This window comes from Tenacibaculum insulae, from assembly GCF_964512435.1.
Lineage (GTDB): Bacteria > Bacteroidota > Bacteroidia > Flavobacteriales > Flavobacteriaceae > Polaribacter > Polaribacter insulae_A.
The window spans coordinates 2,590,579-2,604,367 of sequence record NZ_OZ208512.1 but is presented as its reverse complement, the minus strand read 5'-3'; the positions used below and the strand labels follow the sequence as shown (position 1 = coordinate 2,604,367).

Genomic DNA, 13,789 nt, shown 5'->3' with positions numbered 1-13,789 from the left:
ATTTAACCTAAATTGGTAAAAAATATACTTTTATTTAGCGTAAAATAATTGTGTAAAATAATAATTTCCGCTCGAGTTTTGCGAAACACCAATACCGGTATGCGTAAAATCCCCTTCAATATTTGACCTGTGATTGGGGCTGTTTAACCAACTTGTAACCACTTCTTTCGCAGTTCTTTGGTGCGATGCTACATTTTCGGCAAAACTAGTTGCGCCAAAAAGTGTTTTTAGTTGTGTAAATCTTGCATCAGAATTGTCATGACTTATTTTACCTTTATTAATCATGTATTTAGTGTGCTCTAAAGCCATTTCTGAGATTTGATCATTAAAAGAAAGCGCACTTTTACCAATTGTAGCCCTGTGTTCGTTTACTAATTGATGAACTTCTTGAGTAATCGATTTATTTTCTAAATCTTCTATTTCGTCTGTTGAATTATCTCCACAAGAAAGAAATGAAAATGCAATTAATAAAATTAAAAAGTGTTTTTTTGAAAACATTTTAGGGAGTTTTTAAGGTTAATTTTAAACAAATTTACTGTTTATTTTGATGATAATATGCTAAAACATGTGGAGGGATTTCTACATCATCTTTTAGTTGAGTATCTGAAATAGGATATTCAGCTACTTGTTTTATAGGCACAACACCAGCCCAAATAGGTAAATCGTAATCTTCGGGTTCATCTATAACACCTTCGTTTCTTATTTTAGCTGAAGCTGATGTAATTGTAAATTCTACCACTAAAGTCCTGTCTAATTCTTTTTGATACATTGGTCGTAAAGAGTCCCAACGATTTGGAGTCATTTGATCTACAATCCATTTTAAAATTGTTGTTTTATCGGCATCGTTTTCTACTTTTTTTAAGTTTCCAAAAAGTGTTGCAGAGCGATAATTTACAGAATGATGTAAGCCAGAACGCGCTAACACCAATCCATCTAAATGCATAACGGTTATTGAGGTTTCTTCGCTTTCTAAAATAGCCAATAACATTCTGTTTGCCGTTGAACCGTGAAGATAAATTTTATCTTCATTTCTAGTATATGCCATCGGAATTGTAATTGGTTTTCCGTCATAAATATACCCAACGTAACATAAAAAACCAGCATCTAAAATAGCGTTGATTTGTGCTACATCATACGTGGCTCTTTCTTTTCCACGTTTTATTCTGTTTAATTTATCTTTTGAATATTCTTGCATTTTAAATGTTTTATAATCAATTCTAAAATTACCTGTTTTCTGGAGAAATATTTTTAAAAGCAGCTAAGTTACTGGCTGATTTTTCTAAATCTTTTGGCTTAAAAACGCTTATGGTTGATGCGGGATATTTAGCAATCATTTTAAAAGGTCTTATTGGGCGTTGTACAAAGTTACCGGAGCAACTAGGACATACGTTTTTAAAAAGCGCTAATGCACAATTTTTGCAATACGTACACTCAAAAGAGCAAATCATTGCTTCGGTTGATGTGTTGGGTAAATCTTTATTACAATGCTCGCAATTAGGTCTTATTTCTAACATTATAAATAACGCTCTTTAATAATGTTGATATGCCAAATACTGTGTCCTAATAATATAAAAGCGCAGGCACGTGCAGAAACAGTAGTATTACTTGCTGTACCTAAGTTTTTTAAGTTTTCGTTGGTTATGCTTTTTATTAAATTGATTGAATATGATCGAGTAATTGAAAATTCTTCTAATAAACTTTCGATGGATTTATCATTTGCCCCAGACGGATCTATATAAATATCTTGATCAAAACCAGCCAAAGCAGTTGTGTCTTTTCGTGCAATTCGTAAAAAACGATATATAAAAATACGTTCGGTATCAATAATATGCTGTAAAATTTCTTTAATAGTCCACTTTTTTAGTTGATAACGGAACTCTAATTTATCTTCTGGAAGCGATGAAAAAAAGTCAACTACCATTTTTTTATCTTCTTCAAAGCCTGAAATTAATTCGGTTTTATCAGCAACTAAATTTAAATAGTTTAAATAATATGGATCAGATTCGTTGGGTTGTAATTCTTGTTTTCTCATGGTGTTTTGTTTTTATAAACTAGCTTTTATCATTCGGTCGTTGCCAACAAAATCTTTTTTAAGTTCAATGTTTTTAAATCCTTTTTTCTCCAACATCTCAACGGTTTCTTTTCCTAAATATTGATTGATTTCAAAAAATAACAATCCATTTTTAGAAAGATGTTTTATCGCTAAATTAGCAATTTTATCATAAAAAATAAGCGGATTATTATCATTTACAAACAACGCTAAGTGCGGTTCGTTTTCTAAAACATTATTTTTAATTTCTACTTTTTCTAAATTACGAACATAAGGCGGATTTGAAACAATAACATCTAATTTTTCGTGTTCCAAAACTTCAGTTAAATCGTCAGTTTTTAAAATATCTTGTTCAATAAAATGGATGTTAACGTTATTTAATTTCGCATTTTCTTCCGCAGTTTTTAAAGCTTCTGTTGATACATCAATAGCTAAAATTATTGCATTTGGTAAATTCTTTTTTAAAGAAATAGGAATACAACCAGTTCCGGTTCCGATATCTAATAAAGTTAAAGGAGTAGTGATTTTTTCCTTTTTTTTACCATTAACCTCTAATATAATCCATTCCACCAATTCTTCAGTTTCGGGCCTTGGAATTAAAGTGTTTTTGTTAACTAAAAACGGAAAACCATAAAATTCGGTATTTCCTGTAATGTATTGAATAGGCTCTTGGTTAAGCAATCGTTTTATGCAAGAGTTTAAGGTTTGCAAAACATCCGAAGGAATAAAAAAATCAGCTTTTAAAACAGTATCTATTCGTTTAAAACCTAAATATTCATCAATCAAAATAAAAAAGAAAGTATCAATTTCTGTTTTCGGATATGTTGATATTAGCTGTGCTGTAAAATCAGTTTTAAAATCTTGTAAAATCATTATTATAAGTTTTTAAGCATCCAAACGTTGCACGAATAATGGCCAGTATTTCCCATTGGCTTTTCTAAATTTTCAAATCCGTTTTTAGCATATAAAGCTCTAGCAGCGTTCATATACGGCATGGTTTCTAAATAACACTGTTTAAAACCTTGATTTTTAGCTTTTGATAAACAAAAATCAATTAATTTAGTTCCCAGTCCTTTGCCGCGAGCAATAGGCAAAAAATACATTTTTTGTAGTTCACAAATTGTATTTTTAAAGCCATGTAGCTCAGCAAAACCAACACCACCAACTACTTTGTTTTGATATTCAATTACAAAATAAGCTGTTTTTTCTTTTTGATAGGTTTCAAACATTTCATCGGTAGCTTTATCTTCGTAAGCAGTACCAACTTTTGGTGCACCAAACTCAGTTAAAACATCTCTAATTACTGATGCTATTTGCTGATTATCATTGGGTTTTATTTCGCGAATAATAAAATGAGAAGGAGTCATAGGAATACCTTATTTTTGCACTGCAAATTACCTAAAAAATAAGAATCTGTATGAAGAATTTGGCGTTTTTTATAGTTATACTATTTATTACGAGTTGTTCTGTAAAAAAGAAACCAATTTTTATAAAAGTTGATAATATTAAAATTATGTCTGTCGCATCAGATACAATTCGGTTAAAAGCAGATGCTTTTTTTAAAAACCCGAATGATATTAGTGGTAAAATAGCAACTGATAAAATTAAAGTAATAGTAAACGGAGCAGAAGTTGCTCAGGTTTCTTCTGATGAATTTAAGGTTCCGGCTCGCAAAGAGTTTGCAATTCCTTTAAAAGTAGTAATTCCTGCTAAAAAAGTGTTTGAAAATAATAAAAACGGAATTTTAGGCGGATTGTTAAATTCAATTATCAATAAAAGTGTAAAAGTGCAGTTTAAAGGCGATTTAAAATATAAAGTACTTGGCTTTTCGCACACTTATATTATTGATAAAACTGAAGATATTAAAATAAAATTCTAATCTTTTTTGAATCACAAAAAATACATAAAACGCGCTTTACAACTTTCAAAAAACGGACTTGGAACTACGCGTCCAAATCCGACTGTTGGAGCTGTTATTGTTTATAACGATAAAATTATTGGTGAAGGATTTACCTCAGTTTATGGTGAAAATCATGCCGAAGTAAACGCAATTAATTCTGTTATTGATAAAACTCTTTTAAAAGAAGCAACAATATATGTAACCTTAGAACCTTGTTCTCATTTTGGTAAAACGCCACCTTGTGCTGATTTAATTGTAAAAAATCAACTAAAAAATGTGGTTATTGGTTGTGTAGACACAAACAGTTTAGTTGCTGGTAAAGGTATAGAACGACTTAAAAATGCCGGAATTAATGTAATTGTTGGTGTTTTAGAGGATGCATGTAAAAAACATCATAAACGTTTTTTTACGGTGCAAAATAAAAATCGCCCGTATATTATTTTAAAATGGGCACAATCGCAAGACGGATTTATTGCTCCTAAAACAAAAAATGAACAAAAACCAGTATGGATTTCTAATCGATATTCGCAACAATTGGTGCATAAATGGAGAAGTGATGAACATGCTATTTTGGTGGGCACAAATACAGTAATAGCTGATAATCCGAAGTTAAATGTACGTAGCTGGAGTGGAAATAATCCGGTTAGAATTGTGTTAGATGCAAATCTTCGTTTATCGGATGAATTACATGTTTTTGATGAAAGTGTGAAGACGATTGTTCTTTTTGATTTTAAAAGTAAGAAAAAAGAAACAAGACGAAAAGAGTGTCAGTTCGAGCGCAGTCGAGAACTTATTTTTGAGTCAATTGATTTTTCATCCCGCGCAGCGGAACAAATTTGTGAAGTGTTACAAAAACATAAAATTCAGTCGGTAATTATTGAAGGAGGTACACAAACATTACAAACTTTTATCGACGCTAAATTATGGGATGAAGCTAGAGTTTTTACAGGGAATATAACTTTAAATAATGGAGTTGTAGCACCTGTTTTAAAAGGTGAATTAATTAAAGAAAAAAGCATCGAAAACGATGTGTTAAAGACATATATAAATGATTAAAAACATCATTTTTGATTTTGGTGATATCTTCATCAATTTAGATAAAGAAGCAACCTATAAAGAGTTGGCAAAATTAGGAGTTACCAATATTTCTGAAGACATGATAAAAACCTATTATCAATATGAAATGGGTTTAATTTCTACGGATGCATTTATAGCTTTTTATCAAAATAAATTTCCGCAATTAAATAGTAAGGATTTGGTAAATGCTTGGAATGCCATTTTATTAGATTTTCCGAAGCATAGATTAACCTTTTTAAAAGAGTTAGTGGCTTTAAAAAAATACCGAATCTTTTTGTTAAGTAACACTAACGATTTACATATTTCGTGGATTCAGAATAATTGGGGAACTGATTTATACAATGAGTTTAAAAACTGTTTTGAGCAGTTTTATTTATCGCACGAAATAAATTTTAGAAAACCGAATGCTAATATTTATGAGTTTGTTTTAGATGAAAACAACTTAAAAGCATCAGAAACTATTTTTGTGGACGATTTGAAAGAAAACACAGAATCGGCTAAAGAATTAGGAATTCAGGTTTGGAATTTAATACCTGGAAAAGAAGATGTAATTGATTTATTAAAAAGACCAGCATTTAATTAATATGATATATTTAATATTAAGTATTCTTTTTTCAACCTCATTATTTGTAATCTTTAAATACTTTCAGGTTTTTAAAGTAAACACCTTACAAGCAATTGTAATTAACTACGTAATTGCCTTTACATTAGGCATGTTTTCTTCAAGCTCTTTTAATAAATTAACTACAATTAGCACTCAACCTTGGGTGTACGGAGCTGCTTTTTTAGGTTTTTTATTTGTTAGTATTTTCTTTGTAATGGCAAAAGTATCGCAAGAAAACGGTGTTTCGGTTGCTTCAATTGCAGGAAAAATGTCGGTAGTAGTGCCTATTATTTTTGGTATAATTTTATATAACGAAAGTGTTACATTTTTAAAAGTTATAGGTATTTTAATTGCATTAATAGCGGTTTATTTGGCTTCAGTTAAAGATGAAAAATCAAACTTAAAGGCAAGTTTACTATTTCCTTTATTGCTATTTGTTGGTTCTGGAATTATAGATACAACCTTAAAATATACTGAAACCAATTTTGTACCTCTTAACGAAGTTGAATTTTTCTCGGGAAGTTTATTTGGATTTGCAGCTGTTTTTGGAATTGTAATTTTGATTGTAAAACAACTTACGTCAAAAGAAAAATTTGAACTTAAAAGTATAGTTGCAGGTATTGTTTTAGGAATTCCGAATTATTATTCGATTGTTTTTTTAATAAAAGCTTTGCAAAATAAAAATTTTGAAAGTTCAACATTATTCACAGTAAATAACGTAGCAACCGTAATTGTATCTACACTTGTAGGCTTATTATTATTTAAAGAAAATTTTAGTATAAAAAACAAAATAGGTGTTGCTTTGGCAGTTTTAGGAATTATTTTAGTTACTATTGCTTAATAATGAGTGAAATAAAAGATACATATAAAACAATTGATATCGCATCAGAAGAAACACTATTTAAAGACAGAAATAGTAAGTTTTTTGGGTATGCTTTTCCTGTTTTTTCTGAAGATGATATTAAAGCTGCGCTTGATGGATTAAGAAAAAAACACCACTCTGCACGTCATTTTTGTTACGCTTGGCAATTAGGAACTTTAAAAACACGTTTTAGAGCAAATGATGATGGCGAACCAAGTAATTCGGCAGGAATGCCAATTTACGGGCAAATTCAAGCTTTTGATGTAACGAATATTTTAATCGTTTCTGTTCGATATTTTGGCGGCACAAAGTTAGGGGTAGGAGGATTGATAAATGCGTACAGAACTTCAGCTCAGTTAGCTTTAGAAATATCAGAAATAAAAGAAAAAACGGTTGATATTGATTATCAATTAACTTTTGGATATGATATGATGAATAAAGTACAACGTATCATTAAAGAGAGAAGTTTAAATATAACCAATCAAAAATTAGAAATGGATTGCCAATACATTATTTCTGTGCGTAAAAAAGATGCACAAATGATTTTTGATATTTTTGATAACCTATTTAAGGTTGAAATAAAAGAAGTTGAGTAAAATGCAAATAACCAAACTTACCTCAAAAAGTATATTACCACTTACTTGCTCAAGATCTGGAACCTGTTGCTTTGGTAAAGATGTGATGTTAAATCCGTGGGAATTATTTCATTTTAGTAAAGAAAAAAAGATTTCAGTATCTGAATTTCGTAATTTGTATACCGAACATGGGGGAATTCAATTATTGTTTGATGGAAAAACCGATAAAAAAGGACAAAAAGCATGTAGCCAATATGTAGATAACGCAGGTTGTAGTGTGCATTTAGGTCGCCCGTTAGCTTGTCGTTTGTATCCACTAGGTCGTCAAGTACAATACGATAAAGTAGATTTTATTTATGAAGGAAAGCAATTTCCCTGTTTAACAGATTGTTCTGAAGTTTTAGATTTACCAAAACTAAGTGTTGGCGAGTATCTTAAAGGGCAAAAAGCAAGCGAGTTTGAAAAAGCATTGGACGAATATTTAATTGTGATGCAAAACATCGCTGATATTGGTTTCGAATTATTGTTAGATTCAGGATTAGCTACTTCTGGAAATACTAAAACATTAGCATTATGGAGAGCATCAGGAAGTGAATCACACGAATTATCAGCCAAAAGAATAGGGCAAGAGTGGTTAGATTGCTTAATGATTCCTAAAATTACTATTGATGCTGAAAATCCTATATCATTTGCAAAAAAACACAACGATTTATTGCTTCAAAAAGCACAAGAAGCATTTGGTAGCATTCAAACTTTAGAAGAACTTCAAGAAGCATCTGCTTTAATAATTGCAGTAGCATTACATTTATCTAGAGGTTTAGGAGCCGATACCAAAGGAATTTCTGAACATTGGATAGAAATAGCAAAAACGCACGGAGCCAAAGAATAATTTCATTTTTTTTATCAAAAAAGCATAAAATATACTGAACAGATTTGTAAAAATTAAATTGTTATTATTAGACTTGATTTTTAATGCTTACTTTTAAAGCAACATAACCAAATCTTATAATTTCATGCGATTTTTACTTTCCGTTTTATGTATCCTTTCTATTGGGATAACAGCATCAATCAACGCTCAAAATTTAACTGAAGCTGATTACGACGTTTTAAATTACCGACTTATCGGGCCTTTTAGAGGTGGAAGAAGTGCTGCTGTAACTGGTGTACCCAATAAACCTAATTTATATTATTTTGGATCAACTGGTGGTGGAATTTGGAAAACGACAAACGGCGGTAGACAATGGGAAAACATTTCAGATGGTTTTTTTGGAGGAAGTATCGGAGCTATTTCTGTATCAAAATCCGATCCTAATGTTATGTATGTTGGTGGCGGTGAAAAAACGGTTAGAGGTAATGTATCCTCTGGTTACGGTATTTGGAAAACTGTTGATGCTGGTAAAACTTGGACAAATGCAGGCTTAAAAAAATCAAGACACGTTCCTAGAATTGCTATTCATCCAACAAATTCGAATATTGTTTATGCCGGAGTTATGGGAAACCTATACAAACCAACCCAAGAACGTGGTGTTTATAAAAGTATTGATGGCGGTAAAACATGGAAAAAAACCTTGTTTTCTAACGAGCATTCGGGAGTTGTTGATTTACAAATGGATCCTACAAATCCAAGAATTTTATACGCATCTACATGGCGAATTAATAGAACTCCGTACAGTTTAAACTCAGGAGGTGAAGGTTCTGCTTTATGGAGAAGTACAGATAGTGGAGAAACTTGGACGGAGATTTCAACTAAAAAAGGATTTGCAACAGGTACTTTAGGTATTATTGGAGTAACCGTATCACCAGTAAATAATCAACGTGTTTGGGCAATTGTAGAAAATAAAGACAAAGGTGGATTGTATCAAAGTAATGATGGTGGAGAAACCTGGAAACAAGTAAATAGCGAACGTAAAATTCGCCAGAGAGCTTGGTATTATACTCGTGTTTATGCAGATACTAAAGATGTAGATAAAGTATATGTTTTAAATGTACGTTACCATAAAAGTGTAGATGGCGGAAAAACATTTAGCACGCACAATGCACCACATGGTGATCATCATGATTTATGGATTGCGCCTGAAAACCCAGATCGAATGATTATTGGTGATGATGGTGGTGCACAAGTTACTTATGATGGTGGCGAAACTTGGAGTACCTATCACAATCAACCAACATCACAATTTTATAGAGTAACTACTGATAATCATTTTCCGTACCGAATTTATGCAGCGCAACAAGATAATTCAACTATCAGAATTCCGCATAGAACAGCCGGAAGAAATATTACTGAAGATGATTGGGAATCTACCGCAGGGGGAGAATCGGCTCATATTGCTGTTGATCCTAAAAATAATGATATTGTTTACGGAGGAAGTTATGATGGTTATTTAACACGTTTAAATCATAAAACAGGAACCGTTCGTGCAATTAATGTTTGGCCAGATAATCCAATGGGACATGGAGCTGAAGGTATGAAATATCGTTTTCAATGGAACTTTCCTATTTTATTTTCAAAACACAATCCAAATAAATTATATACATTTTCGCAACACGTTCACGTAACAGAAAATGAAGGACAATCATGGAAAATTATTAGTGATGATTTAACAAGAAACGATCCTGAGAAATTGAAATCATCAGGAGGACCAATTACGCAAGATAATACATCAGTAGAATATTATTGTACCATTTTTGCTGCGCAAGAATCACCTTTAAAAGAAGGATTACTTTGGGTTGGTAGTGATGATGGATTAATTCATATCACAAAAAATGGAGGTGAAACTTGGCAAAATGTAACGCCAAAAGGAATGCCAGAATGGATGATGATAAATAGTATTGAGCCAAGTGCATTTGATGAAGGTACTTGTTATGTAGCCGGAACCAAATATAAAACGGGGGATTTTACTCCATATTTATACAAAACAACAGATTACGGAAAATCTTGGACTAAAATTACAAACGGAATTAATCCTGAACATTTTACACGTGTTGTTCGTGAAGATCCTAAACACAAAGGTTTATTGTATGCAGGTACAGAAACGGGAATGTATATTTCTTTTGATGCTGGTAAAAACTGGAAATCTTTTCAGTTAAACTTACCAATTGTACCAATTACTGATTTAACCATTAAAGATAATAGTTTAATTGTAGCAACTCAAGGTAGAAGTTTATGGATGATTGATGATTTAACGGTTATTCATCAATTATTAAAAGATAAAGTATCAGATACTAAATTATTTCAACCAAAAGATACTTACCGAATGCGTGGAAGTAGTTTTAAAGGAAGTAAAACTGCTGGAACAAATTTACATAGTGGTGTTTATACTTATTTTAATTTAAAAAATTATGATAAAAAGAAAGATACTATTGTATTAAGTTATTTAGATAGCAAAGGCGATACCATAAAAACGGTAAGTACTGCAAATAAAAAGAAAAACGTGTTGATTGCTAAAAAAGGAGGGAATCAATATGTTTGGAGTATGACTTATAAAGGTGCGGAAAAGCTAAAAGGAATGATTTTATGGTGGGCAAGTTTAAAGGGACCGAAAGCCGTACCTGGAGTTTATAAAGTTAGTTTAAGTGTAAACGGAAAAACTCAAGAACAGCCGTTTAATATATTAGCTGATCCTAGAGCAGAAAGTACACAAGCTGATATGGAAAAACAATTTGCTTTTATTAAAGATGTGAATAAAACGATGGATAATGCTCATAAATCTATCAAAAAAATAAGAAATATTAATGCTCAATTATCAGCTTTTCAAAAACAATATAAAAATAATCTGTTGGTAAAAGATTTGATTGAAAAATCAAAAGATTTAAAAAAGCAGTTTACAAAAATAGAGGAAGCTTTATATCAAACAAAAAACAGAAGTGGACAAGATCCGTTAAATTTTCCTATTCGATTAACCAATAAATTAGGACATTTAAATAGTTTGGTAAGTATGGGAGATTTTGCACCAACCGAACAAGATATTGCTGTAAAAAACGAATTAACTCAAAAAATAAATATACAATTAAAGGCTTTTAACGCTTTATTGAGTAATGAAATAAAAGTATTTAATACCGCTTTTAATAGTAAAAAACTGAACTATTTATTTGTTGAAAAAGAATAGTAAATTACCTTTAATTATTAATAATTTAAAAATAGATTTTTGAGTTTAAAAAAAGAATACGATTACGTAATTGTTGGTAGTGGTTTTGGTGGTTCGGTAAGTGCATTACGATTATCAGAAAAAGGCTATAAAGTTTTGGTTGTGGAAAAAGGAAAATGGTATAAAGCCAAGGATTTCCCTAAAACAAACTGGAATTTTAAAAAATGGCTTTGGATGCCGAAATTACGCTTTTTCGGAATTATGAAGTTAACCATTTTTAGACACGTTGCTATTGTTTCGGGTACAGGTGTTGGTGGCGGATCTTTAGTGTATGCCAATACGTTGCCTATTCCTAAAGCTACTTTTTTTAACACAGGTAGCTGGAGCAATCTTTTAGATTGGGAAAATGAGTTAAAACCGTATTATAAAGAAGCTTTAAGAATGCTTGGAGCTACTAGAAATCCACAGTTGTTTGATGGAGATAATGGTTTAAAGGATGTCGCATCAGAATTAAATATCAAAAATAAATTCAATGCAACCAATGTAGCTGTTTATTTTGGTGAAGAAAATGTGACTAAAAAAGATCCATTTTTTAATGGAGAAGGCCCTGAAAGAACTGGATGTAATTTTTGTGGGGCTTGTATGACTGGTTGTAGAAATAACTCTAAAAATACTTTAGATAAAAACTACCTATACTTAGCACAAAAAAAGGGTGCTAAAATACTTGCCGAAAACGAAGTTTACGACGTAAAACCTTCTGATGATGGTTATGAAGTATTTATAAAAACAAGTACAAAACTTTTAAAAAAACGTCAAAAGGTTAAAACAAAATCGGTTGTTTTTTCTGGTGGAGTTTTAGGAACAATCAAACTATTGCTAAAACTTAAAAAAGATTCACTTCCTAATATTTCAGACAGATTAGGATTGGATATTAGAACCAATAACGAAACCTTAGTAAGTGTATCTACCTTAGATAAAGACAAAGATTTTTCGAAAGGTGTGGCAATCGGAAGTATTTTAGATACGGATGAAAATTCTCATTTAGAAATCGTTAGATATGCAAAAGGTTCAAACGCTTGGAAGTTTTTGCATTTGCCCTATGTAACCAATAAAAACGTGTTAGCTCGTTTAATGATGATGGCTGTTTCGTTATTAAAATCACCTATAAAATATTTTAAAGTCTATTTTACAAACAGTTGGGCAGAAAAAACAGTGGTGTTACTTTTTATGCAAACGTTAGATAGTACGCTGAAATTTAAACGTAATATCTTCGGATTTATGACATCAACCGTTAATTCAGGTAAAAAACCAACACCTTTTATTAAAGAATCTAAAAAGTTAGTAGCAGCGTATAGCAAGGCAGTAAACGGTGTAAGTACTTCGTTTGCGTTAGAAACTATTGCAGGGATTCCATCAACAGCACATGTGTTAGGTGGCGCTGTAATGGCAGAAAATAAATCAGAAGGAGTTATTGATAAAAACAATAAAATCTTCGGATATGATAATTTATATGTTATTGATGGCGCTATGATTTCTGCAAATCCAGGAGTAAATCCGTCATTATCAATTACAGCAATTGCAGAGAGAGCAATGAGTCAAATTCCTTTAAAAAAGGATATAAACTAAATATTTATCAATGAAAAAGATAGTAAAAGTAACCTTATTAATCATCGCTTTAGTTTTTACAAGTATTGGCGTTTTTTATGGACACCAAGATATTCCGGTTGAAAAATTAAAAGAAAAATATGTTAATAAAGCATCTTCTTTTGTTGCTATTAACGGGATGGAAGTTCATTATCGTGATGAAGGAGTAAAATTAGATAGTATTCCGATAGTCTTAATTCACGGAACAGGCGCAAGCTTACATACTTTTGATGCATGGACTACCGAATTAAAAAAAACAAGAAGAGTACTTCGGATGGATCTTCCTGCCTACGGATTAACTGGACCATTTCCTGATAGAAATTATTCCATGGACAATTACGTGAAGTTTATACATGATTTTTTATCATCCTTAAAAATTAAAGAATGTATATTAGGAGGAAACTCATTAGGGGGACAAATAGCATGGAATTTCACTGTAAACCATCCAAATAATGTAAAAAAAATGATTTTAATTGATGCAGCTGGTTATCCGATGAAATCGAAAAGTGTTCCGATGGCTTTTAAAGTCGCCCAAACTCCATTATTAAATAAATTATTACTGTATGTAACTCCGCGTTTTATGGTAAGAGCAAGTGTAGAAAATGTGTATTATGATAAATCTAAAGTAACCGATTCTTTAGTAGAACGCTATTTTGACCTAACCTTAAGAGAAGGAAATCGTCAAGCTTTTGTAGATCGTTTTAATATGAAATCACCTGAAAGCTCGTATGCGAAAATTAAAACAATCAAGCAACCTACATTAATACTTTGGGGAGCAGAAGATTTATTAATACCGATAGAAAACGCGTATCAATTCCAAAGAGATTTACCGAATAATAAATTGGTTATATTAAGTAGTTTAGGGCATACACCGATGGAAGAAAATCCGCAAGAAAGTTTAAAACCAGTGCTTGCATTTATAAAATAAATTTTAATGTAAAAACAAGAATAAATAATTAACTATATTGTCGATTATTTTAAAAAAACAA

General features: G+C 31.2%; 15 protein-coding genes. 9 read left to right on the top strand and 6 right to left on the bottom strand.

Going from position 1 to position 13,789, the window contains the following annotated elements; genetic code table 11:
- Positions 1–30: 30 nt before the first annotated feature.
- Genes ACN5J5_RS12005 through ACN5J5_RS11980 form a run of 6 tightly spaced genes read right to left on the bottom strand, consistent with a single transcriptional unit; the run spans position 31 to position 3,417 of the window.
- Positions 31–498 (bottom strand): CAP domain-containing protein, encoded by a 468-nt coding sequence (locus ACN5J5_RS12005; protein ID WP_418645130.1) that lies wholly within the window; start codon positions 496–498, stop codon positions 31–33.
- Between the two features lie 34 nt (positions 499–532).
- A complete protein-coding gene (locus ACN5J5_RS12000; RefSeq protein WP_418645129.1) occupies positions 533–1,195 on the bottom strand; it encodes a pyridoxamine 5'-phosphate oxidase family protein in 663 nt (220 codons plus the stop codon).
- A gap of 28 nt (positions 1,196–1,223) precedes the next feature.
- Positions 1,224–1,514, bottom strand: coding sequence for a DUF1272 domain-containing protein (locus tag ACN5J5_RS11995; RefSeq protein WP_418645128.1), 291 nt, complete (start codon positions 1,512–1,514; stop codon positions 1,224–1,226).
- A complete protein-coding gene (locus tag ACN5J5_RS11990; RefSeq protein ID WP_418645127.1) occupies positions 1,514–2,032 on the bottom strand; it encodes a DinB family protein in 519 nt (172 codons plus the stop codon). The genes ACN5J5_RS11995 and ACN5J5_RS11990 overlap by 1 nt, the downstream gene beginning before the upstream one ends.
- A 12-nt stretch (positions 2,033–2,044) precedes the next feature.
- The gene (gene prmC, locus ACN5J5_RS11985) at positions 2,045–2,923 is read right to left on the bottom strand and encodes a peptide chain release factor N(5)-glutamine methyltransferase (protein ID WP_418645126.1); all 879 of its coding nucleotides are present in this window, start codon (positions 2,921–2,923) and stop codon (positions 2,045–2,047) included.
- Between the two features lie 2 nt (positions 2,924–2,925).
- The gene (locus tag ACN5J5_RS11980) at positions 2,926–3,417 is read right to left on the bottom strand and encodes a GNAT family N-acetyltransferase (RefSeq protein WP_418645125.1); all 492 of its coding nucleotides are present in this window, start codon (positions 3,415–3,417) and stop codon (positions 2,926–2,928) included.
- Positions 3,418–3,467: 50 nt separating this feature from the next.
- On the opposite strand from ACN5J5_RS11980, the gene ACN5J5_RS11975 reads away from it, so the two are divergent.
- The 9 genes from ACN5J5_RS11975 (at position 3,468) to ACN5J5_RS11935 (ending at position 13,728) form a co-directional block, all read left to right on the top strand.
- A complete protein-coding gene (locus tag ACN5J5_RS11975) occupies positions 3,468–3,929 on the top strand; it encodes an LEA type 2 family protein (protein WP_418645124.1) in 462 nt (153 codons plus the stop codon).
- A 6-nt stretch (positions 3,930–3,935) separates the two neighbouring features.
- On the top strand, positions 3,936–5,006 hold the full coding sequence (gene ribD / locus ACN5J5_RS11970; protein WP_418645123.1) for a bifunctional diaminohydroxyphosphoribosylaminopyrimidine deaminase/5-amino-6-(5-phosphoribosylamino)uracil reductase RibD: 1,071 nt from the start codon (positions 3,936–3,938) through the stop codon (positions 5,004–5,006).
- Positions 4,999–5,610: an HAD-IA family hydrolase gene (locus ACN5J5_RS11965; RefSeq protein WP_418645122.1), complete on the top strand. Its 612-nt coding sequence runs from the start codon at positions 4,999–5,001 to the stop codon at positions 5,608–5,610. Before ribD ends, ACN5J5_RS11965 begins: the two co-directional genes overlap by 8 nt.
- A 1-nt stretch (position 5,611) precedes the next feature.
- Positions 5,612–6,472: an EamA family transporter gene (locus tag ACN5J5_RS11960; RefSeq protein ID WP_418645121.1), complete on the top strand. Its 861-nt coding sequence runs from the start codon at positions 5,612–5,614 to the stop codon at positions 6,470–6,472.
- 2 nt (positions 6,473–6,474) lie between these two features.
- Complete coding sequence (locus tag ACN5J5_RS11955) at positions 6,475–7,089, top strand: IMPACT family protein (RefSeq protein ID WP_418645120.1); 615 nt, start codon at positions 6,475–6,477, stop codon at positions 7,087–7,089.
- Position 7,090: 1 nt separating this feature from the next.
- Positions 7,091–7,957 (top strand): YkgJ family cysteine cluster protein, encoded by an 867-nt coding sequence (locus ACN5J5_RS11950; RefSeq protein ID WP_418645119.1) that lies wholly within the window; start codon positions 7,091–7,093, stop codon positions 7,955–7,957.
- A gap of 124 nt (positions 7,958–8,081) precedes the next feature.
- Complete coding sequence (locus ACN5J5_RS11945) at positions 8,082–11,177, top strand: WD40/YVTN/BNR-like repeat-containing protein (RefSeq protein ID WP_418645118.1); 3,096 nt, start codon at positions 8,082–8,084, stop codon at positions 11,175–11,177.
- 39 nt (positions 11,178–11,216) lie between these two features.
- Positions 11,217–12,782: a GMC oxidoreductase gene (locus ACN5J5_RS11940; RefSeq protein ID WP_418645117.1), complete on the top strand. Its 1,566-nt coding sequence runs from the start codon at positions 11,217–11,219 to the stop codon at positions 12,780–12,782.
- Positions 12,783–12,792: 10 nt separating this feature from the next.
- The gene (locus ACN5J5_RS11935) at positions 12,793–13,728 is read left to right on the top strand and encodes an alpha/beta fold hydrolase (RefSeq protein WP_418645116.1); all 936 of its coding nucleotides are present in this window, start codon (positions 12,793–12,795) and stop codon (positions 13,726–13,728) included.
- Positions 13,729–13,789: the final 61 nt, after the last annotated feature.